Source organism: Synergistaceae bacterium (assembly GCA_017444345.1).
In the GTDB taxonomy this organism is placed as follows: domain Bacteria; phylum Synergistota; class Synergistia; order Synergistales; family Aminobacteriaceae; genus JAFUXM01.
Map to the genome: position 1 here is coordinate 1 of JAFSWW010000126.1, position 25,182 is coordinate 25,182.

At 39.0% G+C, this 25,182-nt stretch carries 21 protein-coding genes and 1 tRNA gene; 11 read left to right on the forward strand and 11 right to left on the reverse strand.

Annotated features, from left to right (window positions below; genetic code table 11):
• Nucleotides 1–303 precede the first annotated feature (303 nt).
• The 7 genes from IJS99_09790 to IJS99_09820 form a co-directional block, all read right to left on the reverse strand.
• Nucleotides 304–1,992 (reverse strand): (2Fe-2S)-binding protein, encoded by a 1,689-nt coding sequence (locus tag IJS99_09790; GenBank protein MBQ7562099.1) that lies wholly within the window; start codon nucleotides 1,990–1,992, stop codon nucleotides 304–306.
• Nucleotides 1,993–2,004: 12 nt separating this feature from the next.
• Nucleotides 2,005–3,882 carry an NADH-quinone oxidoreductase subunit NuoF gene (locus tag IJS99_09795; protein ID MBQ7562100.1) on the reverse strand — a complete coding sequence of 626 codons (1,878 nt, stop codon included), beginning with the start codon at nucleotides 3,880–3,882 and terminating at the stop codon, nucleotides 2,005–2,007.
• Entirely contained in the window at nucleotides 3,879–4,364 is a 486-nt protein-coding gene (locus IJS99_09800) for an NAD(P)H-dependent oxidoreductase subunit E (protein ID MBQ7562101.1), read from the reverse strand. Before IJS99_09800 ends, IJS99_09795 begins: the two co-directional genes overlap by 4 nt.
• 162 nt (nucleotides 4,365–4,526) lie before the next feature.
• Nucleotides 4,527–5,258: a TVP38/TMEM64 family protein gene (locus IJS99_09805; GenBank protein ID MBQ7562102.1), complete on the reverse strand. Its 732-nt coding sequence runs from the start codon at nucleotides 5,256–5,258 to the stop codon at nucleotides 4,527–4,529.
• Between the two features lie 42 nt (nucleotides 5,259–5,300).
• Nucleotides 5,301–7,553: an ATP-binding protein gene (locus IJS99_09810; protein MBQ7562103.1), complete on the reverse strand. Its 2,253-nt coding sequence runs from the start codon at nucleotides 7,551–7,553 to the stop codon at nucleotides 5,301–5,303.
• Nucleotides 7,554–7,569: 16 nt separating this feature from the next.
• Nucleotides 7,570–8,802, reverse strand: a complete 1,233-nt coding sequence (locus tag IJS99_09815) for a toll/interleukin-1 receptor domain-containing protein (protein ID MBQ7562104.1) — start codon at nucleotides 8,800–8,802, stop codon at nucleotides 7,570–7,572.
• Between the two features lie 2 nt (nucleotides 8,803–8,804).
• Complete coding sequence (locus tag IJS99_09820; GenBank protein MBQ7562105.1) at nucleotides 8,805–9,650, reverse strand: patatin family protein; 846 nt, start codon at nucleotides 9,648–9,650, stop codon at nucleotides 8,805–8,807.
• Nucleotides 9,651–9,874: 224 nt separating this feature from the next.
• On the opposite strand from IJS99_09820, the gene IJS99_09825 reads away from it, so the two are divergent.
• From IJS99_09825 to IJS99_09845, 5 genes are read left to right on the forward strand one after another with little or no spacing between them, the layout of a single operon-like run.
• Nucleotides 9,875–10,498: a sel1 repeat family protein gene (locus tag IJS99_09825; GenBank protein MBQ7562106.1), complete on the forward strand. Its 624-nt coding sequence runs from the start codon at nucleotides 9,875–9,877 to the stop codon at nucleotides 10,496–10,498.
• Between the two features lie 30 nt (nucleotides 10,499–10,528).
• A complete protein-coding gene (ribA, locus tag IJS99_09830) occupies nucleotides 10,529–11,218 on the forward strand; it encodes a GTP cyclohydrolase II (GenBank protein MBQ7562107.1) in 690 nt (229 codons plus the stop codon).
• Between the two features lie 6 nt (nucleotides 11,219–11,224).
• The gene (locus IJS99_09835) at nucleotides 11,225–11,737 is read left to right on the forward strand and encodes a 6,7-dimethyl-8-ribityllumazine synthase (GenBank protein ID MBQ7562108.1); all 513 of its coding nucleotides are present in this window, start codon (nucleotides 11,225–11,227) and stop codon (nucleotides 11,735–11,737) included.
• Nucleotides 11,730–13,010, forward strand: coding sequence for a serine--tRNA ligase (gene serS, locus IJS99_09840; protein ID MBQ7562109.1), 1,281 nt, complete (start codon nucleotides 11,730–11,732; stop codon nucleotides 13,008–13,010). The genes IJS99_09835 and serS overlap by 8 nt, the downstream gene beginning before the upstream one ends.
• Complete coding sequence (locus IJS99_09845; GenBank protein MBQ7562110.1) at nucleotides 12,961–14,688, forward strand: WecB/TagA/CpsF family glycosyltransferase; 1,728 nt, start codon at nucleotides 12,961–12,963, stop codon at nucleotides 14,686–14,688. The genes serS and IJS99_09845 overlap by 50 nt, the downstream gene beginning before the upstream one ends.
• On the opposite strand, the gene IJS99_09850 is transcribed toward IJS99_09845, so the two are convergent.
• Entirely contained in the window at nucleotides 14,670–15,536 is an 867-nt protein-coding gene (locus tag IJS99_09850) for a hypothetical protein (GenBank protein ID MBQ7562111.1), read from the reverse strand. The two genes, IJS99_09845 and IJS99_09850, sit on opposite strands and share 19 nt — an antisense overlap.
• A gap of 1,302 nt (nucleotides 15,537–16,838) precedes the next feature.
• Here IJS99_09850 and IJS99_09855 point away from each other — a divergent pair.
• Both IJS99_09855 and IJS99_09860 read left to right on the forward strand, forming a co-directional pair.
• Nucleotides 16,839–17,222, forward strand: a complete 384-nt coding sequence (locus IJS99_09855; GenBank protein ID MBQ7562112.1) for a hypothetical protein — start codon at nucleotides 16,839–16,841, stop codon at nucleotides 17,220–17,222.
• A complete protein-coding gene (locus IJS99_09860) occupies nucleotides 17,104–17,967 on the forward strand; it encodes an NAD-dependent epimerase/dehydratase family protein (GenBank protein ID MBQ7562113.1) in 864 nt (287 codons plus the stop codon). The genes IJS99_09855 and IJS99_09860 overlap by 119 nt, the downstream gene beginning before the upstream one ends.
• Here the strand turns inward: IJS99_09860 and IJS99_09865 are convergent.
• Both IJS99_09865 and IJS99_09870 read right to left on the reverse strand, forming a co-directional pair.
• A complete protein-coding gene (locus IJS99_09865; GenBank protein MBQ7562114.1) occupies nucleotides 17,962–18,567 on the reverse strand; it encodes a sugar transferase in 606 nt (201 codons plus the stop codon). The two genes, IJS99_09860 and IJS99_09865, sit on opposite strands and share 6 nt — an antisense overlap.
• A complete protein-coding gene (locus tag IJS99_09870; GenBank protein ID MBQ7562115.1) occupies nucleotides 18,568–19,509 on the reverse strand; it encodes an SDR family oxidoreductase in 942 nt (313 codons plus the stop codon).
• Nucleotides 19,510–19,638: 129 nt separating this feature from the next.
• Between IJS99_09870 and IJS99_09875 the strand changes: the two genes are divergently transcribed.
• Together IJS99_09875 and IJS99_09880 are read left to right on the forward strand one after the other, a co-directional pair.
• Nucleotides 19,639–19,709, forward strand: a tRNA-Gln gene (locus IJS99_09875).
• Between the two features lie 114 nt (nucleotides 19,710–19,823).
• Complete coding sequence (locus tag IJS99_09880; protein ID MBQ7562116.1) at nucleotides 19,824–21,215, forward strand: sodium:solute symporter family protein; 1,392 nt, start codon at nucleotides 19,824–19,826, stop codon at nucleotides 21,213–21,215.
• Here IJS99_09880 and IJS99_09885 read toward each other — a convergent pair.
• A complete protein-coding gene (locus tag IJS99_09885; protein ID MBQ7562117.1) occupies nucleotides 21,212–22,399 on the reverse strand; it encodes a CapA family protein in 1,188 nt (395 codons plus the stop codon). The two genes, IJS99_09880 and IJS99_09885, sit on opposite strands and share 4 nt — an antisense overlap.
• A 513-nt stretch (nucleotides 22,400–22,912) precedes the next feature.
• On the opposite strand from IJS99_09885, the gene IJS99_09890 reads away from it, so the two are divergent.
• Nucleotides 22,913–23,866, forward strand: a complete 954-nt coding sequence (locus IJS99_09890) for a 50S ribosomal protein L11 methyltransferase (GenBank protein MBQ7562118.1) — start codon at nucleotides 22,913–22,915, stop codon at nucleotides 23,864–23,866.
• A complete protein-coding gene (locus tag IJS99_09895; protein ID MBQ7562119.1) occupies nucleotides 23,839–25,149 on the forward strand; it encodes a MiaB/RimO family radical SAM methylthiotransferase in 1,311 nt (436 codons plus the stop codon). Before IJS99_09890 ends, IJS99_09895 begins: the two co-directional genes overlap by 28 nt.
• Nucleotides 25,150–25,182 lie beyond the last annotated feature (33 nt).

Below are 25,182 nucleotides of genomic sequence, written 5' to 3' on the forward strand. Positions count from 1 at the left end.
AGAAGAGAGCATCCGAATTTCTACTCACAATTATATTTATTTAGCCTTTAATGTTTGATAATAACTAAGAAATTTTGACTTTCAGCATTATTAGGTCGTGAGTTTCGTGGGTTACGCTCCGCCTCCATCAGAATAACTCTCGACTTAAATTTTTAAGCGAGTTACAACAATAAATCAGGAAAAATAGGGCATTTCTCGGAAAATTAACGGGAGATGCTTTTAATTAGCTTGAAATATTAGAATAAGCAGGGGCAAGATATAAATAACTCGTATAAATACCCTGTCGCCTGCTAATAAATTTATTTAATGGCTATGACTGTGAAGAAGTTCGTGCTCTCTACCCTTTATTAACGTCTGATAAATAGATAGTGCCGTCGGGTTCTCGTTTGATTTCTTAATTTGAGTATTAACATCAGAATCATATAAACCGCGTTTACGGGCTTCTTTTGTCCTGAATCCTGCGTGAGTAGGCTGCCCGCCTCCCATGATACAGCCGCGCCGACATGCCATGACTTCAACAAAATGGAAAAATTTTTCTCCGCTCTTAATTGCCCGCAATAATTTATCAGCTTCAGCAAGTCCGCTTACAACAGCCGCTTTTATCTCATTGCCCTTGTAATGGAAAACAAATTCACGCAATGGGCCTGGACCTCTGACTCCGCTGTGTCTCAATTCTTCAATCGCTGAACGTTCCGGGCCCTCGCAAAGTGTACGGAGTGCAGCTTCCATAACTCCGCCTGAATTTCCGAATATTACGCCGCCTCCTGATCCCATTCCGAAAGGCATATCAGCAGCTTCACTTTCGAGTCTGTCGAATTGAATACCTGCACGCTTAATCATAGTTATTAATTCTTCAGTTGTGAGAACATAATCAATATTTTGTTTGCCGTCTCGTTTAAGATTTTCGCGTAAAATTTCGGCCTTCTTAGCTGTACACGGCATAATACCAACAGAAAGAATCTGTTTGCCCTCGTTTTTAGCGGGATCTGCAAAATATTCACGTGCCACTGAGCCCAGCATTTGAATCGGTGAATAACTTGTTGAAATATTAGGCACAAATTCCGGCCAGCGTTTTTCACAGAAACTAACCCACGCAGGACAGCACGACGTAAATAACGGGAATGGTCCGCCCTTCTCAAAAATTTCAAGAAATTCCTTGCTTTCTTCTAAAATTGTCATATCAGCTCCGAAAGTCGTATCATAAACCTCATCAAAGCCGAGTCTATGAAGAGCAGCCACGATTTTGCCCATGACGTTTTCGCCTCTTTCGCCTCCAAATGCCTGACTAACTGCAACTCTTACAGCCGGAGCTACCTGCGCAAAAACTTTCACATTTGGATCTGATAGGGCTTCCCAGACCGGGCGGATATTCGTATTAATGCTTATTGCTCCCGTCGGACATACTACACGGCATTGACCGCAATTTACGCAATCAGTCTTAGCAAGTGCCTTATCAAATGCCGGTGCTACTGTTGCATATGTGCCTCTTTTCGTGAAATCAATAGCATTAACTCCCTGTATACCCTCGCAGACTCTAACACAGTCGCCGCAAAGTATGCATTTATTTGGATTCCTGATTATTGAAGGCGAGCTGAAATCAATCGGGTGATCTCCTTTGTGAGCAGGATATGACACACTTGCAACTCCGAGCCTGTGAGCAAGTTTCTGCAAATCACAGTCTCCGCTCTTAACGCATGATGTACAATCACGATCATGAGAAGCAAGCAATAACTCTATAATCATTCGTCTATAACGCACAAGCCGCGGGGTATTTGTCTTAATATTCATGCCGTCGCGCGGACGTTCTGAACATGACGCAAAAACTCGGCCGCGATCGTCTTCAACATTACAAAGCCTGCAAGCTCCATAAATTGAGAGTTCAGAGTGATAGCACAGAGTCGGCAAATCGATTCCGGCTTTCCTTATGACTGATAAAATATTCGGTTCGTCAGTAAATTCGACTGGGTAGCCGTCAATTTTCATAATTCCCATTGTATGCACCTCCTAAGCAATATAGATAGCTTTGAACGGACAAGCAGAAATACAAGCACCGCACTTAATGCACTTAGATTGATCGATTTCGTACGGAGTTTTTGGCGCGCCGTGAATTGCTTGTACAGGGCAGCCCCTCGCACATTTTGAGCAGGCCTTGCATTTTGACTTATCGATAATATATTGCTTGAGTTTCTGACAGACATGAGCCGGACATTTTTTATTCTGGATATGCTCAAGATATTCATTTAAGAAATTATCAAGAGTGCTGACAACTGGTAAAGGCGCACTTTTTCCGAGACCGCATAAAGCCGTGTTAATAATCAAGTCTGATAGAGTGCGTAATTTCTCGATGTCCTGCATTTCGCCCTGACCTGCTACGATTCTCTCTAAAATCTCAAGCATTCTGAGAGTACCTTCACGGCATGGGACGCACTTCCCGCAAGATTCCCTGTGTGTGAATTCCATAAAGAATCTAGCCACTTCAACCATGCAAGTATCTTCGTCCATTACGACAAGACCGCCGGAGCCGACTATTACGCCCAATTTTTTAACGTTATCGAAATCAAGAGGTTCATCGAGCTGATTTTCAGTTAAGCAGCCTCCTGAAGGTCCGCCTATTTGTACAGCCTTAAATTTTTTATCGTTGCGAATCCCCCCGCCTATGTTAAAAATTATTTCGCGAGGTGTTATTCCGAATGGGACTTCAATCAAGCCTGTATTTTTCACGCTGCCAGTTAAAGCAAATGCCTTTGTGCCCGGGCTTTTCTCTGTGCCGAATCCCTTAAACCATTCTGCACCGTTATTAATTATCATGGGAACATTAGCAAAAGTTTCTACATTATTTAATACTGTAGGTTTCTCAAATAATCCCTGCTCAACTGTTCTAGGAGGCTTGACTCTGGGCATTCCGCGCTTCCCTTCGATTGAGGCCGTTAATGCGCTCCCTTCACCGCAGACAAAAGCACCTGCACCGCGATTTATATGCAGAATAAAATTAAATCCTGATCCTAAAATATTTTCACCGAGTAAGCCCGCTTCAGTCGCCTGTTCAATAGCCCGCTGCAATCTCTTGACCGCTAAAGGATATTCCGCACGAACATAAATATAACCTTCATGAGCTCCGACAGCATAAGCCGCTATAATCATGCCCTCGATCATTTTATGAGGGTCGCCCTCCATAATTGAACGATCCATAAAAGCACCTGGGTCGCCTTCATCGCCGTTACAGACAATATAGCGGACTTTTTCGGGTTGACTTGCAACTTGCTGCCATTTCCTGCCAGCCGGGAATCCTCCGCCGCCTCGTCCTCTCAAGTTTGAATCAAGAATTTTTTGTATAACTTCGTCTTGAGTCATGGTAAAAATAGATTTTGCAAGTGCTAAATATGCCCCGCTCGCTATTGCCTCTTCTATGTGTTCCGCGTCAATATGTCCGCAATTTTTGAGAACGACTCGAGTCTGACCTGCATAAAATGGGATTTCTTCCTGCGTTATATATTCTTTGCCGTCCATTTTATAAAGGAGTCTATTAATAATTTCGCCGTTCTTGATTGTTTTCTCAAAAATTTCGTCGCAGTCTTCGGGCTTAACTTTTGTGTATAGAATCCCCTGAGGCTCTATTCTCACAAGCGGGCCCATTTCGCAGAATCCATGACAACCGGTTCGGCGGACTCCCACGGGATGGCCGGCAGCTTCGGGGGCAAATTCTACAGAAATATTTTCGTCATTACCTGCAAGCTGATTAAAACGTTCCGCAATTTTCGCACTCCCTCCAGCCTGACACCCAGTACCAGCGCAAATTAATACACGGCACGGAGCATTTTTCACTTTCTCGCTGAAAAGTTCGTGAAATTTCTTTAACTCTTCAAAATTTTGGATTCTGTTCATGAGTTTGCGGCCTCCTCTTTCAATTCTTTTATTAGTGCTGTGGCCTTATCCGGAGTCATTGCCGGGTGAACTGTATCATTTACCATCATCGCCGGAGCAAGACCGCAAGCCCCTAAACATGAAACAGTCTCAACAGTAAATAACATATCATCAGTAGTGTGTTTCTTCTCAGAAAGCCCTAAATCCGAACGAAGACGCTCAAGCACCGGCACAGATTGTCTAACATGGCAGGCCGTACCGTCACAAACTCTGATAATATATTTGCCCTTTGCCTCAAATGAAAATCTTTCGTAGAAGCTCGCAACACTATAAGCCTTTGTCTCAGTTATTCCGATTTTCTCGGCAACATAAGAAAGCAGCTCAACAGGAATATAATTCCAAGTCTCCTGAATCTCGTGAATAATAGGAATTAATGAACGTTCCTGCGCCGGATATTTGCTTAAAATTTCGTCTGTCTTTGCGTAAAAAGAACTATCTAGCACAAAAATTACCCCCTTGTCAAAAAATTTATTAAGCTGCAAATTAATGAAAGCAAACAATTTTATAGTAAAATATTGCTCCTGCTTATGTAATTCAATTCGTAAATAAATTATATAGTAACATAAATTAATTTAAAATATTCGTCTATTCTATAAAGCAATATATTAAAATTTGAGATTTATTTTTTCATAGATCCAATCTTCAACATATTCCCAGAATAACCACAGGAAAAAGGCAATGCATATCATAATAACAAATAAAATATACGCTTCGGCAGCCAAACCGCTGGCAATTCCACTTCCAAGAAGAGATAATACTATCATTCCGGGAGCACGTCCAATTAAACAGACTAGAGACAGAGGCAATAATTTTAACTTTGTCAGCCCAGCCATAAAGCATACAGAGTCATCAGGAAGTGCAGGCAGCAAAAATATCATGAAAAATGTCATGTAACCGCCCTCGTAAATGACTCTGTCGAACTGTTTTATAATCGAATCTGATACTATTTTTCTGACAAGTTTATATCCTAAGATTCTCGCTCCGGCCATCGCTATAAAACTCCCAATTGATAGGCCAAGTGTCGTTAAAAGCCAGCCCTTCCAGAAACCGAAAATAAAGCCGCCTGCAAACGCTACAGCCTGCCCGGGAATGGGAGCAATTACTACTTGCAGAATTTGAAGCAAAATAAATATAATTTCAGCGTACGATCCTTTTTCCAGCAAGAAATTTTTTAACTCTAATGGATTTTTACTGTAATTAATAATGCTATTCTTCCATGATATAAGCACTTCATCGGGCAAAAAATATGGAATCAGTCCCAGAATTACAGCAATAATCAAAAATATTACTGAAGCAGGAAGCAAAATCATTATTAGCGAGTAAAATTTACGCTTCAAAAGCTGCCAAAATTCTTTATTAGTCATTTGCTAGATAGAAAATTATTTAACAGTCTTCTCACTGGCCGAATCTGCCATACGAGCAAATATATATTCTTGAGTCATATGCACAACAAAGCCATATGCAATTAATATCGTAAACATGATAAACTCACTCAAAATCAGGAAATCAGCAAATTGAGGATTATTCTTCATATAGAAAATATGTACGCAGGCAAATACAGTCCCGATCATAAATGATTTTGAACCGTATGCACGCAGCTCATTTCTACAAGTTTGACGATAATTTTGATCCAAGAGAGTTACTATATTAAAACTTGCAAATGATACGCCTAAACCGTCAAAGAATAAAAAATGAGGGTAAGCAAATACTCCCATGAAAGCTAAAATCAGAAGTATAATATAAACTATCTTGGCCCATAACACTTTATCGCCTCTATAATATTTAACAGTCCTGTCAATCATATAATAAAAATATACAACGCCTAGAATTGTTATAAAAAGCGGAAATGCCGGAAAATAAGAGCCATAAGGATTTAACCCGCTCCATATAGTCGTCCATGGATTAAAGATAAAACGCTGCGTAAAATATGCGATAAACATCAAAGCGAGCGTAAAACAAGTCGAATTCCTGTAAAAATGCTGGTCATATACACTCTTTCTATAAGAAATTTTCTCTTGAAAAAATGTATTAGAATTTCGCTTGTCGTCCATATGTTCGGACATAAATAAATCAAGAGCATTCTTTACATTACGATCCATATTTGTAGAACAGTAATTCAAGTAAGACGACGCAATAAAATCGTGAGCAATCTCATATTCCAAACTGCTCCCCTCTGTATTCTTTCGTATTAATTGCACCGTCTCAAGCTGTTGAATGATATTCATCATATCTTCATGGCCATTTTTCGTAAATAAATTCGGGAACAAGTAATTTTCTAAGTCTTCAGTTTTTAGTGAAAGTTGATTAATCCTCGCTTGACTCAATAAATATAATAATCTCGAAGCATGAAAATAATTACTGCACGATGCTAATTGATAATCAAAATATTGGCCTAATAATTCATTACTGTCCTTATCTATAAATTTATGCAGCTCTTCATTAGAGTACATTAATATTTTTTGATTGAATTCAGCCATGTGAAATATAATTTGCTGTTCGATCAAAGGCTCATTAATATGCTTGTTAAAGAGTAATGAACCATCTTCCCCGAATAAAATTCTGCATTTGCTCTCAAGTATAGAAGCGTTTGAGTTTTCGCCGTTAATCTGGAAATTCATTTCATTTTGATTGCGGCAATATAATAAAGTAGCTCCCATTTTTTCAAGAATAACACGATCAGCACCGATCCCATATGTGTCTAAATGAACTAATGCATTATTCTTGATAGTATAAGATTCCCATATGCTTGTTTTTGTCGGACGCAGGAGTGATAATGCCGGGGAATTCATGTCATTTTTTTTCTCAATTACGCTGAATAATTTTCTGAATATACCATGTGAGGCATGATCTGATCCTTCCTCAGCTGATAAAAGATTATTCATGTCAAATTTTTTCAGGAAATCAGCTAAATACTCTTCTCTAAGTGAAATAATAATACCGGTATTCTTTCTGCATAAATATCGCATAATTTCTTGTATTCTTGCTTGTTCAGGCTTAGATAAGAAGAAAAAACGTTCAAATTGGTCCAAGATAAAAACTGCCTTCCCGGTGGAAGTTATCGCGCTTATTCTCTGATCTATATTGCTTCCTAATAAAAATATCATACGCCCATAAAATTCATGATAATTTCCGGAAAAATCAAAAATTTCGTACTCATCTTTATAAGCCCGCTTAAAAAAGTTCAAAATAATTGATTTACCGCTTCCACTCGGGCCCGTAATGCAGAGTGCCTGTTTCATTGAAGTCTGAGGGAATATAGTTTCTTCTAAAATTTGATGCATGTACTTTATTTCTTCATCTCTTGAAAGAATATCATGCCCCTTGTCTATATTGCTGTCTTTAAGATCATATAATCCCAGAAATTCAAATTTATCTTTTCGCGAATATGGAATAATATTATTTTTCACTCTTCTACCTATAAGAGCAATGAACGGGACAAATATTAAACCGGCAGCCCAAATGAAAATTTGAGTCAAGCTCGCAAAATAATGAATTTGTACATCAAAAAATAACAATACCCATATAACAATAAATAATGCAATTACAAATTTATATAGAATTTGACTCAAGTCATAAATATTGTGATTCTGCTTCTTCATTGCGCTTATATAATTAGAAATATTCTGATTCATATTTTAGTCCTCCGGTTTATGCTTCATCATTATTAAATAGAATATCTTGACAACGCTTTAAACTTTCTCCCGCCTCTTGAATGCCGGTTTCATAAGCAATTCGATAATAACTCACAGCATTACGCAAATCGTGTAAAGATCTCTCGTAAAGATGTGCTAAAGATAAGGCAGCTTGTGGGATTGCGTCTTCACCGAAAGCTACTTTTTTGTAAAGTTTAATGGCTTTCTCGACATCCCGTAATTCCATAGCGTGGGCATAATTATAGATTGCCGGTGCATATCCAGCGTCTGCAGCTTGTTTATACAGGGCAACAGCTAATTTAGGATCAGTATTTGTCATAATGCCGTTCATTTTATAATAACCCAGCGCGTTTTGTGCAGGCGGATAATTCAAATCTGCTGCTGATTGATAGAGTTTAAGCGCACTTGCAAAATCTTTATCATTCTCGGCAAAATTTGCTAAACGATAAATAGCAGGAGCAAAATTCATTTTTACGGCCTGATTGTAACAGTTTAAAGCACGGTGATGCATTTCTTTCCTTGCTTCATCAGCACTCTTTTTGTTAATCGTCCCCTCTATTCCGTAATCATAGACAAGTGATAAATCTTTCTCACATTGCTCGTAAACATCTCCCAAATTATAGAGTGCTCCGGGATCTCCTGCCTGTGCTGATTTATTATAGAAATCAAAGGCTTTCTGCTGATTAATTAATAACGATTCTGAGCCGAATTCATAACGTAATCCCATGGCATTCATTGCTGATATATTGCCGTTATTAGCCTCTTCAAGTAATTGTTCGTCGCTGATAGTGCCGTCTAAAGGTTTACTGCGTATAAAATGTGAAACAAGTTTTTCAATTGACGCGTCGAAATATTCATTATTTGCGCTAATCCCGTTCATGTGTCTAAGCTCGTCTATATCAGCCGGTAAAATTTCAGGGAACTCGAAATTACGCATCATAATAGGAATTACGTTTTTATCCAGTTCTAAGGCACGAGCTATCTCTAATCTTACCCAGTCATTAGGATCAACACACCTGTCTAGGGCATGAGGAGGCAGCACAACTAATACATCAATACATTCGGCAATTTTCTCAAATAAAGCCTTATTAAAAGCACCTGAACGCAGCGACTCAACATCAAAGAATACTTTAAATCCGCGATCAGTAAGTTTATTTTCCAGCAAACGAGCTAAATCCTCACCACCATCCCGGCGGTAACTAATAAAAATTTGATATTTGCTTTGCATAATCACGTCCCCCTTTTTATAAAATTATTTATTGCCTGTGCATCGCGTATACCGTCATTATATAAATTTTGTAGTATACTTTTATTTTTTGTGAGCATAGTCATATTATAAATAGTCTTGGGTGCAATAATCAGGGCCCGCCCTTCATCGGCATATTTCATAGCTGTTCTTATCTTGGCCATATACAAAGAATTATGATGTCTTAGAAGTTTGGCAGCTTTCGGGAATTCCCGTTGAATAAAACATGAAAATATTTTCCATTTTAGGCGGTCATGATATAAAATATTAGGCTTTGTTAAGATAATAACTAAACGATCACACCCGTCATTTATTGCTTTCTCTACAGGAATGGGATCACTAATTCCACCGTCATAATACGGCTCATTATTAATAATATACGGACGATTTATAACCGGAAAACTGCAAGATGCCTTTATCACATTATAACAATCCTGCTGTAAATCTTTTTCCGTAAAATAAACAGTCTTCCCGGTCTTGGCCGAAGTTGTTACAATGCGCAGGGGGATACCTGATTTTATAATAGCTGGGTAGTTCAACGGCATTTCACCATCGGAATTACATAATTTACTGAAAATATAATCCATATCCAAATAAGAGCCTTTGTGTAGAAAATTTTTCAAGCTCATATATTCTTTTCGGAATGAATATTCACAAAAATAATGATAGTTATATTCACGTTGACCAGCCAAATAAGAAAGAAGATTAGCACTTCCCGCAGAAACACCTATACAATAATCAAATTTAATGCCTTGATCTAGACAATAATCTAATATTCCCGTCCCATATATTCCGCGAAGCCCCCCGCCTACATCAATTACACCTAACATAGCACGCTCCAAATAAATTATATTTATAAATCTAAAATTTTTTGATGAGAAAGCCTAGAATATAATATTATCACACATGCATTATTGTTTTAGCCATTATAAATTTTCATACTAAATTTTACAAGATATAAAGCAAAAATATTATTACATTTCACAGCTTGAAGCACACAGTTGATTATGAAATAATTTAATATAAATATAAACTTGAAGGGAATGATTTATTTATGAAACGTTTATTATTAGTAGTATTTCTTGTTTGCTTTCTTGCTGGGACTGCGGCTGCTGAAGATATGAACTCTGTGAGAAAAAATGCAGAGTCCGGAGATCCTGAAGCTCAATGCAAAATAGCTCGTGAGTTTGTCAATATTCGTTATAATTATGACTTTGACAAGATACCTAAGTGGCTTGACATTGACGAAAAAATAATAGCCGGCTGGCTCAAAAAACTCGCTGAAAATGGGAATCCTGAAGCGCAATATCTCCTCGCAAGAGCTTACATTGAAGAACTCACAGAAGATAATGACGACGATGACAAGAAAAAAATGTCTCTACTGCAAAAAGCTGCGGAACAGAATCACAATGAGGCACAATTTGAGCTAGGAACATATTATAAAGACGGCTACGGCGGCGATGGGAGAAAAGATCCTGAATTAGCTTTGAAGTGGCTGACAAAAGCGGCTGAAAACGGTAATAAAGACGCTCCATATTTTATAGGCCTGATGTATTATGAAGGCGGAGACGTGGCAAAAGATTACTCAAAGGCTGCTGAATGGCTCAAGAAATCTAATGATGACAGGGCAAAAAAATTACTTGACGAAATAAAGAAGTCAACGAGTAAGAAAAAATAACCCGGAAAATTTTATAATAATTATGCTAATATTGCATTAATAATAAAGCGAGATGAAAATTTTTTGAAATGTCATAATCACGAACACGAAATTATTATAAAGCACTCTGAATTTAAACGGGTCGAAAAAAAATTATCCGTTGACATTCCCACCGAATGGGGAGTCTTTACCGTTCATGCATATAGAAGTATCACGCAGGATGATGACTCACACACTCATTTAGCTTTGACAATGGGAGATATATTAACGCCTGAAAGTGTTTTAACTAGAATTCATAGTGAATGCTTCACGGGCGATGTATTAGGCTCTCTAAGGTGCGACTGCGGGCCTCAGTTACACAAAGCACTCTCAATGATTGCAGGCGAAAAACGCGGAGTATTATTATATATGCGTCAGGAAGGCCGAGGGATCGGGCTGTTAAATAAATTGCGTGCCTATAAATTGCAGGATGAAGGACTTGACACTGTTGATGCAAATGTCGCTTTAGGATTCCCCCCCGATATGCGCGAATATGGAACGGGAGCGCAGATTTTGCAGGATTTAGGCCTAAAGAAAATTAGACTCATGACAAATAACCCCGGCAAAATTTCAGGACTTGAGCAATACGGCATAGAAATTACAGAAAGAGTCCCGATTTTAATCGCCGCTAATGAATTTAACAAGAAATATTTACACACAAAAGAGTCTCGAATGGGACATATTTTTTCAGGAGGTCATTAATTTAGTATGAAGATCACAGAAGGAAAATTAATCGGCACAGGCTTAAATATTGCGATTGCCGCGTCTCGTTTTAATGAGCTGATTACTTCGCGTTTAATTGACGGGGCAAAAGATGCTTTAATGCGTCATGACGTATCAGGGAATTCTATAGAAATTTTCTGGGTTCCCGGAGCTTTTGAGCTGCCATTAATAGCGCAGGAACTCGCTTTAACCGGAAAATATGACGCTATTATTGCACTGGGAGCAGTTATCAGGGGAGATACTCCGCATTTTGACTATGTAGCAGCAGAAAGTTCTAAAGGTTTGGCAAGTGTCGGGCTTAATCACAGAGTCCCCGTTATATTCGGAGTTCTTACTTGTGATACACTTGATCAGGCTTTATTACGGGCTGGCAGCAAATCGGGCAATAAGGGCTCAGACTGTGCAGTGAATGCTATAGAGATGGCTAATTTGCTGAAAAATATTAGGCGTAATAATAATAATAATAATATAGAAGAAGGGAAAATTTATAATGCTTGATATTAAATATATTCTAGCAAACATGAAAGAGTACGGGGAATGCTTAAAGAATCGCAAACACGATTTTGATTTAAACATTCTCACAGGGCTTGACGAGAGACGGCGCAAAATTATCGGCGAGACTGAAGACTTGAAGGCAAAACGCAACGAGGGATCCCGCAAAATAGGCAGCGCAAAAAATAATCCTGATATTGACGTGAACGCGTTAAAAGCTGAAATTAAAGCAATGGGCGATAAAATAAAGTCTCTTGACTCAGAACTCGCAGAAATTGAGTCAGAATTACATAATTATTTAATGACTCTTCCGAATAAATTAAGCGCAACTACTCCGATCGGCAATGACGAGAATGATAACCCAGTTGTCAGGACGTGGGGAGAAATCAGAAAATTTGACTTTGAGCCAAAACCTCACTGGGATATAGCCGAGCCGCTTGGCATAATGGACTTTGAACGGGGAGTAATGCTCGCACAAAGTAGATTCACAGTTTTGCAGGGACTCGGTGCAAGAATGGAACGCGCGCTAATTAATTTCATGTTGGATTTACACACTAAGAAACACGGTTATTTGGAAGTTGAGCCGCCTTTCATGGTAAGATCCGCGATTCTTGAAGGAACGGGCCAGCTCCCTAAATTCGCCGAAGATTTATATAAATTACAGAATGATGATTTATGGCTGATTCCTACGGCTGAAGTTCCATTAACAAATTTAAATCGTGAAAGCATATTAGATGAGAAAGATTTGCCCTTGTATTATACTGCTTACACTCCATGTTTTAGACGTGAGGCAGGAAGCGCGGGGCGTGATGTCAGGGGCTTAATGAGGCAGCATCAATTTGACAAAGTGGAAATGGTGAAAATCTGCACACCTGAGACAAGTTATGACGAACTCGAAAAATTAACAAATAATGCCGGTGAAGTCTTAGAATTATTGAATTTGCCGTATAGAGTCGTAAATTTATGTTCGGGCGATATAGGCTTTGGCTCATGCAAGACATATGATTTAGAAGTCTGGCTGCCATCACAAAATAAATATAGAGAAATCAGCTCGTGTTCAAACTGTGAAGATTTTCAGGCTCGGCGGATGAATTTGCGTTATAGACCTTCAGACGGCGGCAAAATAAAATTTGCACATACTTTGAACGGATCGGGGATTGCTGTAGGACGTACTTTAATAGCAATAATCGAGAATTACCAAAACGAGGACGGGAGTATAAATATTCCTGATGCGCTCGTGCCTTACATGGATGGCCTTACTAGAATCACTTCCCGATAGTGTATTAATAATTTCGGGCTGTCTATCAGTTGCGATAATTTGCGTAGGAGTTCAATTTTACGTAAAGCGCGCTTTACCTCCCAAACAATATAATTATTTGCGGGATATTTTATTGTGCGGTTCGTGGCTGATTCTTGCGTCATGGTTCGGCTCGTTTGAAGCTCGAGTCGTAGTTTGCTGTGCTATGCTTGCGAATGTCGCCGGTATTGCTGAAGTAATTTATAACGATGCCCGGTGGCAATTATTATATCCATTAATAGGCGCGTTGTGTGCATATTTCGGGCCGGGCGTAAATTTTATAAGATTTCCGGACAATGAATATATTTATTTGACTCCTGCCTTCTCGTTTATAGCCGGGACAATATGGTTCAGCTTCTTCCCGTTTGTGTTCAGGTATTTAGACGAGATTTCGGGGCTGCTCGGTCATGTCTTGGCCGTCTCGTTCGTAATGATGTTAGCTGCTTGTCTCGTAACAGAGGGCGGAGCGTTTTTCATGTCATTTGCGGGGTTAATTTTGCTTGTTGCATTCTGGAGCCGATTCGGGAATATGTACAGACAGGCCGGGAAGTCTCTAGCTTCGATGTGGGGCGTAATAGTGGCCGGCACTGCAATAATAAGCAGCACAAAAGGTATAGTATTAAGCACGATTTTATTTTTATCGCTGGGATTATTTGCTATACCAGTTATAGAGATTGTTATAAATTTTGCTAAGGACTTATTAAGCGACACAGATGATAATAAACACGGAGTCGGCAAAATTTACAGCCGAATGCTTGACGGAGGGACAGAACACGGCGAGGCAGTGCAATATTTAGCGGGCTTGTGTGCTTTAACGAGTATTGCGGCAGTCTGGAATAAATGGCTGATTATATTAGTCGTTGCGATTATATTATTTATATTCAGACGTTCACGCAAAAAATTATCGGGTGATAAGCCTTCATTATGGGGGATCAGCTTTGATAATGTCTCAATGAATTATGCAGTGTCAAAGGCTCGCGGCTTGATTCATAATCCCCCGGACGAACGCGCAAATCTTGTTGTAACTCTAAACGCTATCGGAATGGAGACGACTATAGACGACCCTGAATTTTTCGAGATTGTGAAAGAGTCAGCTATGATTCTTGCTGATGGGTCGGGCTTGTGCTTAGGCATGAAAATTTTAGGGAGTCCCGTTCAAGAAAGAGTCGCCGGTATAGATTTTGCCGAACAGTTATGCAGAGCGGCGAGTTCAGAAAATTGGCCGGTTTATTTTATCGGAGCTGCGGGAGATACTGCGGAAATTTGCGCGCAAGTTTTACAACAAAGATTTCCGGGCTTAATAGTTGCGGGAACTCATGACGGATATTTTGACATAAATGATACTGCAATTCCTGATAGTATACGAGAAAGCGGGGCAAAAATTTTACTGGCAGCAATGGGCCAGCCTAGACAAGAAAAATGGGTATATCTTCACCGTGAAAGACTCGGGCCGTTGTTAGCAGTCGGAGTCGGCGGGGCGTTTGATGTTTTTTCGGGGCATTTGATTCGAGCTCCTAAATGGATTCAGAAAATAGGCTTTGAATGGCTTTATCGTCAATTACAGGAGCCCAGCAGATGGCGGAAAAATTTGCGTCTAGTAACGTTTATGCTAAGAGTCTTTGCTACAAAATTCGGGCTTTATCATCGCAGTAATAAATAAATTATCACGCCCATAAAAATTATACATGTACCGGACATTGCGGCTAAAATCTTGATTATTAACGAGCTTGGCCGCTTTGTTTTATTTTGTGAGTCAGAATTCATGAAATTAGCAAGTTCTTCATTAATGGCCTCTCTTATTTCGTGATTGAGTGCGATATTATTTTGTTCCTGAGACGAGTCAATTTCGCGCGATAATTCTTTTATTTCCTGACTGTGAGTCATTCCTTGTGATTTAATAACTCCTTCAAGCCCAGTAAATAAATTCGTGATAAATTTCTCGTTTATAATTTGCGAGTTATTATTATTGCTATTCTTGTCAGAAATATTATTATTATTTTTTTGCTGTGAAATTTGCGAATCTCGTGTATAAGTCTCGCTGAAACTCTGCAGTCCCTTCACTAGTTCGCTTAACATTTCCTGAATATTTGCAAGTTCACTCATTAAAATTTGCCCGGATTGATTATCTTTATTATTCTTGCTTTCTGACTCTTTATTCTCGTTATTGATTGCGGCATTCTTGATTATATTATCGAGTCCTGAGTTAATAGCCGTTAATTTGTCCGATAATTTTTCGATCTGGCGTTTAAGGCTCGTGAACTCTTCAAGCATTGATGCCATAGACTGAATTAACATACTTCGGCCGGATCTATTATCTTCTATGCTTGAGCGTATATTTTTCTCGATATGGGAGCGCAGATCTTGAGACATTCTATTAGTGCGTTCGAGTGCGCTTGCAAATTGTTCGGCGGGTACAGCGTTATTTAATGCCTTAGTCAGTGAAGGCAGCATTTGAGTCGCAAGTTCTGATACAAGTCTCGCAGTAGTCGGGTCAAGTTCGTCGGGCATAATTAAATTTTCAGCTCCATTAAATTTTTATAAATATAAACAGTATAACATGATTAATATAATATCATTAAGACTGCTATAATTATTTCCAGAGGTAGCCCCAGTGAGCAAGCAGGGACTCACCACTCCGAAAATGGGGATCCGCCCTGTGGAAAGTTGGTGAAAGCTATGTCTAAGCAACATAAAGACAAGAAGCGCGCCGGTAAAAACAAAAAGCAGCGACGTGATTTCCTTGCCGGGATACATCATGCTCTCGCTGCTCTTTATTATCTCGTGAAGCTTATCCTGACTCTGTTAGGTAAGTAGAACCGGATAAACTGGCGTTTTTTAATTCAGGGGAATAAAAGCTAACTCCCTTCGCTTCCCCTTTTATTGATTATATTCTATCACACACGCAAAAAATTTTTATTATTTATTAATGCTGATATAATTATTCCCAGAGGGAGCCCCGGATGCAGTGCAGGGCTCATCGTCCAACGGGGAGCCGCCCTGTAAAAGTGAGGTGAATGTAGTTGCGTAAAAGCAAAAAACGCACCAATAAACGAAAACAGCGGCGTTCAATCCTTGCCTGGATTAGAGACTTGGCCGCTGTCATTTATTGGGTGGTGAGGCTTGTCCTACTTATGTGGGATAGGTTTGTCCGATAAGGACTTCACTCACTAATTTTCTTCAGGGGAATAAAAGCTAACTCCCTTCGCTTCCCCCTTTATTAATTATATTCTATCACATATGCAGAAAAATTTTATTCATTCATTAAGACTGATATAATTATTTCCAGAGGGAGCCCCAGTGAGCAAGCAGGGAACTCTACACCGAATGGGGATCCGCCCTGCACTAAGGCGGTGAATGCGAATGTCTTCACGTAAAGGCAAGAAACACACCAGCAAGAAGCAGCGACGTGATTTCCTTCCCGGGATACATCACCTCATCGCTGCTCTCTATTATTTAGCGAAACTTGTCTGCTTTATATGGGATAAGTGCTCCAAGTAGCTGGGTGCTTTAATTTAAAGTTTTCAGGGGAATAAAAGCTAACTCCCTTCGCTTCCCCCTTTTTTCTTATCATAATTCTATCACATAAAAATTTTTTGAGATTTATATTTATCATGACAGCAAAATTTTTTTATTAAGACTCGTACAAAATTTTTTATCCCGTGTATATATTTATCGCGTTGATATTTTTTCATGATAGAAATTTTTTTGTGATTATAAACTCAACCCGCTGAAAGTTTTATGATATAATTCTGTATTAGTAAATGTATTAGTAAAATTTATATTTTAGCTGTGAAAGGGTGAAAGTTTTTTATGAGTTCAATTATACGCAAACGAATCAATAATACAATTTATATATACGAAGTCAAGTCATACCGCGATAAAGATAAACGAGTCCGCACTAAATGGAAAATTTTAGGCAAAGAAGACTCCGACGGGATATTAATTGCCTCAAAGAAAAGAAAGAAATTACCCGCTCAAATTATACGCGTCAAGAAAGTTTCTAATATAATCAAGATAAAAATTTTAAAGCATTCTCATTCACAATCACAAACAGGAACAGAGGCAAATATTAATCATGAATATTCTAATAACGGGACAAAACAGTTACACGGGGACGAACTTAGCAAATCACTTATTAGCACATGGACACAAAGTAAAATTTTTGAGTCTTCACGGTCAGGACTGGGAGAATGAAAATTTTTCAGGGTTTGACTCAATCTTTCACGCGGCGGGGATTGCACACGATGACGCAAAAAAAGTTAATGACTCCTCAAAAGATTTATATTTTGCTATAAATTCAAATCTCGCATATAACACAGCACTCAAGGCCAAGCGCGAGGGAGTCAAGCAATTTATTTATATGAGTTCGTCAATAATTTACGGTGAGTCAGCTCCTATAGGCCGCGAAAAATTTATAACCCGCAAGACACAGCCAAGCCCGGCAAGCTATTACGGTGAAAGCAAACTCAAAGCCGAGAATCTATTAACGCCCCTGAATGACGAAAATTTTAAAATTTGTATATTGCGATGTCCTATGATTTACGGCAAATTCTGCAAAGGAAATTATCCCCTGTTAGCTAAACTTGCTCAAAAATTGCCGGCCTTCCCTAAAATTAATAATACACGTTCAATGCTTTATATAAAAAATTTTGCCGAGTTCGTGCGCCTGATAATCACTAATCAAGAACGCGGATTTTTTTGGCCTCAAAACAGCGAGTACTCGAATACTTCAGAACTTGTGAAATTAATAGCGAATTCTCACAACAAAAAAATTTTATTGCTGCCAGGCTTTGAATGGATCTTAAAAATTTTAGCGCGTAAAATCAAACTCGTTAATAAGGCGTTCGGCTCGCTTGCTTACTCTCAAGATTTAAGCATTTACAGGAATAATTACAGGCTTTACACTCTAGCACAAAGCATAAACGAGACAGAATTATAATTTATTTATTGCACCTGTTCCGCCCTCGATTACTCCTTTATGCTTAAATACGTTCGTGAAAGTCTTGATTATGCATAATAAATCAAACATGAATGACTCGCGCTTGACATATTCGCCGTCAAATTTTGCTTTTACTGGAATCTCTAACTCATCGCGCCCGTTAATTTGTGCCCAGCCTGTTAAGCCCGGTCTAATATTATTAGCTCCGTATTTATCGCGTTCTGAAATTAAATCGTCTTGATTCCATAATGCAGGACGAGGCCCGACTATTGACATATCACCCTTAAGAATATTTATAATCTGAGGCAGCTCATCAATTGAGTATTTACGCATCCACCGGCCGCAATGCAATATATATTTTTCGGGATCTTCGAGCAAGTGAGTCGGCACATCATGAGGAGTATTTAATTTCATAGATCTGAATTTGTACATGTTAAAAAATTTCTTGCCCCGCCCGACCCTTTTTTGTGCAAATAACGCAGGCCCGGAGTCCTCATGTTTAATTATCAGCGCAAAAATTATCATGGGAACAGCAAGAATAACTAACGCACCAAGACTCGCGGCAATATCAATTAAACGCTTGAAAATTTTTCTATACATTTATTGCGATATAATTTTCTTGAAATATTCAATCGTGGGAATTAAGCCGTCTTCTAATTTTATTGTCGGTGCCCAGTTTAATTCTTTCTTTGCTAGTTCGATAACGGGCTTTCTTTGCGTAGGGTCATCTTGAGGCAGCGGCATATGTACAATTTTTGATTTTGAGCCGGTCAGCTTTAAAACTAGTTCGGCCAATTCTAACATTGTGAATTCTCCGGGGTTACCTAAATTTACAGGCCCTGTGAAATCGTCTTTACTGTTCATCATCTTAATAATTCCGTCAACTAAATCACTCACATAACAGAAGCTCCGAGTCTGATTCCCATCGCCGTAAATTGTAATATTCTCGCCTTTCAACGCCTGAACTATAAAATTACTTACAACTCGGCCGTCATCAGGTCTCATTCTCGGCCCATAAGTGTTAAAGATTCTCACGATTTTAATATCGACTTTGTGCTGCCTGTGATAGTCAAAAAAAAGTGTCTCGGCTATTCTCTTCCCCTCGTCATAGCACGAACGAATCCCGATTGTATTTACACAGCCCCTATAGCTTTCAGGCTGGGGGTGGACTTCAGGATCTCCGTAAACTTCAGAAGTTGACGCCTGCAATATTCTAGCGCGGCATCTCTTAGCAAGTCCGAGAGTGTTTAATGCTCCCATAAAATTAGCTTTGCTTGTCTTAATCGGGTCATATTGATAGTGAATCGGCGAGGCAGGGCAGGCAAGATTATAAATTTGATCGCATTCAACGTAAATATTTTCTATTATGTCATGACGTATGAACTCAAAATAATCATTCTGCATTAAGTGCCTGATATTATTTTTCTGACCTGTGAATAAATTATCAACGCAAATTACATCGTTGCCCTGTTCCAGCAATTTTTCGCACAAGTGTGAGCCTATAAATCCCGCTCCGCCTGTTACAAGAACTCTTTTAGACAATTTTATATATACTCCCTTAAAAATTTATTTATTCGCTCATGATTATAGCATTAAACGTGTTGACATTTTTATTTTTGCTGATAAAATTTTCAAGTGCTTTGCGATAAGTACACACACAAAATAAATTCTTGGGGAATGGTGCAACGGCAGCACGCGTGACTCTGGATCATGTAATCGGGGTTCGAATCCCTGTTCCCCAGCTAAAAAATTTTTCATGAGATGACGGAAGAAATTACGCCCTGTTTAGATAATGCGAGAGTCTAGGCAGGGAATTTTTTTTTGCGCGAGTAATTATTTAACTGGAGGACTCTATAATGCTAGTATTTATATTTATTTATGCTGTATTATTAATCTTAATCGGGGCATTTATCGGACGTAAAGCGAGATCGGCATCAGATTTCTTTGTTGCCGGGCGTAAATTGAACTCGGGAATGTTATTCACAACTTTAATTGCTGCGAACTTAGGCGCGGGCTCAACTGTCGGAGTTACTGCACTTGCTTATAAATATGGCCTCAGTGCATGGTGGTGGATAGGAAGCGCGGGGCTTGGCTCGTTAATTCTTGCGTTCATAGTCGGGCCTAAAATTTGGCGGATTGCTAGGCAGGAAAATTTTTATACTTTGAGCGATTATCTTGATAGGCGTTACAGTAAAATTTTTTCGGGGATTATAGCATTAATGATGTCAATCGGGACTCTTGCTTTATTTGCTGGCCAGTTGCTGGGCGTGGCATGGATTCTTGAAGTAGTAGCTAATATTCCCAAGAGTCACGGCGTAATAATCGGTGCAGTAGTTACTACAATATATTTTGCTGCGGGGGGCTTGCTTTCAAGTGCATTTGTGAATATTATAGAAGTCGCAGTGATTTTAACGGGATTTATTATTGCGCTGCCATTTGTGATAAATTTTTCGGGAGGACTCGCTGGGATTCAGTCAAAAATTTCTGACTCGTCATATTTTGATTTCACCGGAATGGGAAGCACGGCTATTATAGGCTATATAGTAATGTTAGTGCCTTCTTTCTTTATTTCTCCCGGACTAATAGGAAAAATTTTCGCGGCTCGTGATGAGAGAGCTATCAAGATCGGGACTTCTTTAAATGGGCTTGTACAATTAATTTTTGCTGTGATTCCTGTTTTGATCGGGATGGCTGCATTTGCTGAATTTCCGGATTTAGCACGGGCTGATTTGGCGTTACCTGCTGCAATGAAAAATATGATGCCGTTTTTAGCTGGGTGTGTTGCATTGGCTGCTATTTTTGCCGCTGAAGTAAGCACGGCCGACACAGTTTTATACATGTTAGCAGGCTCAATAACTAATGATTTATATAAGCGATTCATTAATCCCGATATTTCCGACAAGAAATTATTATATTATTCGCGCGTTGTGAGTATATTATGCGGGGTCTTAGGCGTGATTTTAGCGTTAAAACTTGAGAGCATAATTTCAGCACTCACTATATTTTATTCACTAATGAGCGTATCACTATCAGCACCGTTATTATTTGGCTTATTCACGAAACGAGCTAACAATTTCGGGGCAGTTCTCTCGGCTTTGTCGGGTGTAATATTGACTCTTTACTTGACATTTTTTACAGAGAGTCACGCGATTAATTTCGGGTTTGCAGTATTGAACGCGTCAACCTGCGGAATAATTTTATCGTTTATAGTGATGTCAATTATTACTATATTTGCTAGGAAAAATTAATCTTTAGGACTCTTGCGCCTGCTCACCGGTAAAATATCAAATGACTCTTCTTTCCATAGCGTATAAAATCCGTATTCGTCAATTTCGTCTGAAGCTCCGAGAAAGTCAAGAGTCGCCCGGCCTATTCTCTGAAATTTTGCGATTTGCGCTTTACTTAATCCCGTGAAGTCCAATTTATTAATCGTGTCTTCGTGAGTCCCCGTGTAAATAATCTCGGTCTTATTCTGTCCCGGTGCTAAGACATAAAGGGGAGCTGCTGAGAGTTTAACAAGTCTAGTTTTGCCGTTATCTTTCTCAAATTCAGCCGCTAAAATATAAGTCCTTTCACGCGGGAGAGTTCTCTGAAATGATACGAAATTTCCGAGCGACCATGCTACGGCTTTTACTGGATATTTATTTGAGATTCTGACTTCTACAGGCTGCAAAACATGCGGATGAGTCCCGACTATCAGAGTCGCCCCGTTATTTAGAGTCGTATTAGCGTCGTTCTTCTGGTAAATGCTGGGCTGATAGTGATATTCATATCCCCAGTGATAGCAGGCTATTATTATATCCGGACTCAAACTTTTAGCGCGCTTAAGACCTGACAAAATATTTTCTTGACTCAAAGTATTTAAATGCACGTCATTAGATTTCGGCCATAAGTTACTCCCGTATGAATAATTTATGAAAGCCGCTTTTATGCCGTTATTGTCGAGAATTACAGCGTCATTTGACGGGATTTTATCGAGTCCCAGCCCCGTCCAGTTTATATCTTGAGAGTCTAAAATTTCAGTAGTTCGTCTTGCTCCGGCCGCGCCGCGGTCAAAAATGTGATTATTTGCCAGAGTCAATAAGTCGATTTCAAGATAATTTTTCAGAGTGTCAGCAAGTGAATCAGGCGTGTTAAATAATGGATAACCGGAATAATTTAATTTTTTTTTCTTCCCTGAAAAAGTAGTCTCAAGATTGCCCACTAAGAAAGAATTTATTAATAACGGCCTGACTCTCCGGAATTGAGGCGAAAAATCATAAGTCCCAGCAAGTGATTTATTTTGTCCCTTGTAGCGTGCTGCATCGAGCTGCTGTTTATGTGCCATTATATCGCCTATAAATAAGAATCTCGCTCGAATACTTGACTCGGCGCATGAGGCAGTCAATATTATTATTATCATGAAAATATACGCAAAAAATTTCTGTCTCATTAATTATCGCTCCCAGCAAAAAATTTATTTAATACGTCATACTCAACGCATGAGGCAGTCAAGATTATTATAAAAATTTTCTGTCTCATTATATAGATAGTTCCCAGCAAAAAAATTTATTTAATACGTCATATTTAACACATGAGGCAGTCAATAATTATAAAAAATTTCTGTCTCATGAAATATATTTATTATCTAAGCAAAAAAATTTATTTAAAGCAAGTTATATGATAGCATAAGAATAATTAATAACGAGCGGGAATGAGTACGAAAAGCAAATATTAAACAGGAAGCAGGAAAATTTTTAGTTACAGCATGAATAAGCACGCATTACAAATTTTTATCAGGAATGACTCGCAAAATATCATGCCTTATTTATGACAGCATTATATAAAATTTTATCGTGAATGAGTCTCGCTATATCGCGCAAAAATATTTATTTTATGACTAACTCGCAAAATATCGCGTCTCACTGTGATAGCATTATATATAAAGGAGTTGAAAATTTTTATCATGAATGACACTGACGAGCTGGAGAGTTACAAGAAAGCTCAAGACGAGAAATATAATTACTGGTGGACTATAGAATTTAGCATACCGGTATCACGGCACAATATAGAAATTAACGAGGAAAAATTAAGCACGATTTCAGCACTTACTGAGTCAATAGGCTCATTTTTCTTTCACGAACATGATAAGACACGGGGGAGGTGTTTATTTATGAGGGCAGATTATGAAGGTTCACGGGGGATCGATGACGTATTATATCAAGTTAATAATTTACTGAATGAGCCGGAATTTAAGGACGTTGATTTATCGCGGTGTTACAAGACCAGTAATCAGCCGTGGGAAAGACAGCATTTTGACGCATTCCCGCCGCTAAATGTCGGGAAGAGTCTTGTCGTTATGGCACCTTGGCACGCTAAAGAAGAAATACAGCCGGGCAGAATTCCCATTTATATATTTCCTGCGAGCGCGTTCGGCACGGGTTATCATGAAAGCACAAGAATAGCACTCTCATTACTTGAAGAAATTGTTAAGACCGGTGATGTAATTCTTGATATAGGCACGGGGACGGGAATATTATTTATTGCTGCGTTAAAGCTCGGAGCAGATAAGGCCATAGCGCGCGACATTGACCCGACAACTATAGACGAGGCCAAGCGAAATATGAATCTAAACGGGATTAATCCAAAAGTTTGTAATTTATCAGTTGCTAATTTGCTAAAGGGCTTCACAGGTCAAGTGAATATTTTGACGGCTAATATTTTATTAAATCCGAATTTGGCAATGTTACCGGACGTTAAGAAAGTTTTAAAGCCTAAGGGAGTCGCTATTTTTTCCGGAATGACAAACGTAGAGAGCTATACTTTTACTTCTGTGTTGAATTCGTCGGGAATGAAGATCGAGAGAGAATTAAGATTCGGGGACTGGTGGGGATGCAGAGCGGTCAAGAGCTGGGGCTAATATATATACACGTTTTCGGGTGCAGGTCGAGTCTCTGTGAGGGCGAATTTATTGCGGGCTCGCTTAAGTCAATGGGAGCAGAAATCACCGAAAATTTAAGCGAAAATATTAACGCTGCTGTAATAGTAACATGTTCAGTAACTGGAGAAGCTGATAAAAAATGTAGGCAATTGGTCAGGCGTGCTAGAAAATTTTTAGCTCCTGATAAGATTTTGGCTGTCTGCGGCTGCTGGAGTCAGAGTCTTGACTCGTCAACTGCTGAATCACTGGGAATAAATATTCTTGCCGGCTCAAAGAGTAAAAATATTTTGCCCGGTATTATTGCGCAGAAAATAAAATCTCAAGATTCAAGTTTTCAGGATTTGCGCGTAAAAAATATATTTGATATAACTCAATGGGAAGAACTTGCAATTAATTCACCCCTCATGCATTCACGGGCATTTATGAAGATTCAAGATGGCTGCGATCACTTTTGCAGTTATTGCATAATTCCATATTTGCGGGGGCGGCCTGTGAGTCGTCCGGTTTATAGCATTCTTGAAGAGATTAGACGCTTAATTGACAGCGGCACACGAGAAATAATTTTTACTGGGATTCATTTAGGGCTATACGGGCGGGATATAAATTTTTCGCTTGCTGAATTAATCAACGAGTCGGCCAAAATTCCCGGACTTGCTAGAATCAGACTCGGATCTCTTGAACCCTTTGCGCTTGATAATAATTTGCTTGATAGTCTATCAGACTGTGAAATATTCTGCCCTCATCTGCATTTGCCTTTACAGAGCGGCGATGACGAAATTTTATCACTCATGAGAAGGGGCTATACATCACGGGATTTCTTGAATATTTGTGATAATGCACGCAAAAAACTCGGTGAAAATCTGCACATTTCGAGCGATATATTAATCGGCTTCCCGTCTGAAAGCGATAACGCATTTAATAACACGTTAAGAATCATGCAAGAGTCAAAACTCGGTCGGGTTCACATATTCCCGTATTCAGTCAGAAAGGGGACTCCGGCGGCAAATATGAGTAATCAAGTCTCACATAATATAAAAATTTTGCGGGTCTCTCAAGCGTTAAAACTTGGCCGGGAACTGTATAATAATTATATAAAAAATTTTATCGGCCAAGACGTGAAAATCTTAATCGAACGCGAAAATTACGGCCATACACAACACTATATCGAGGCAGAATGTGAAGGAGTAAATAAATTTTGCCGCAATGAGATTATCACAGCAAGAGTAACAGGCGAATTTAACGGCAAATTGCAATGTATATAAATCATCACTATTCTACTCTGCTACGAAGTAGCA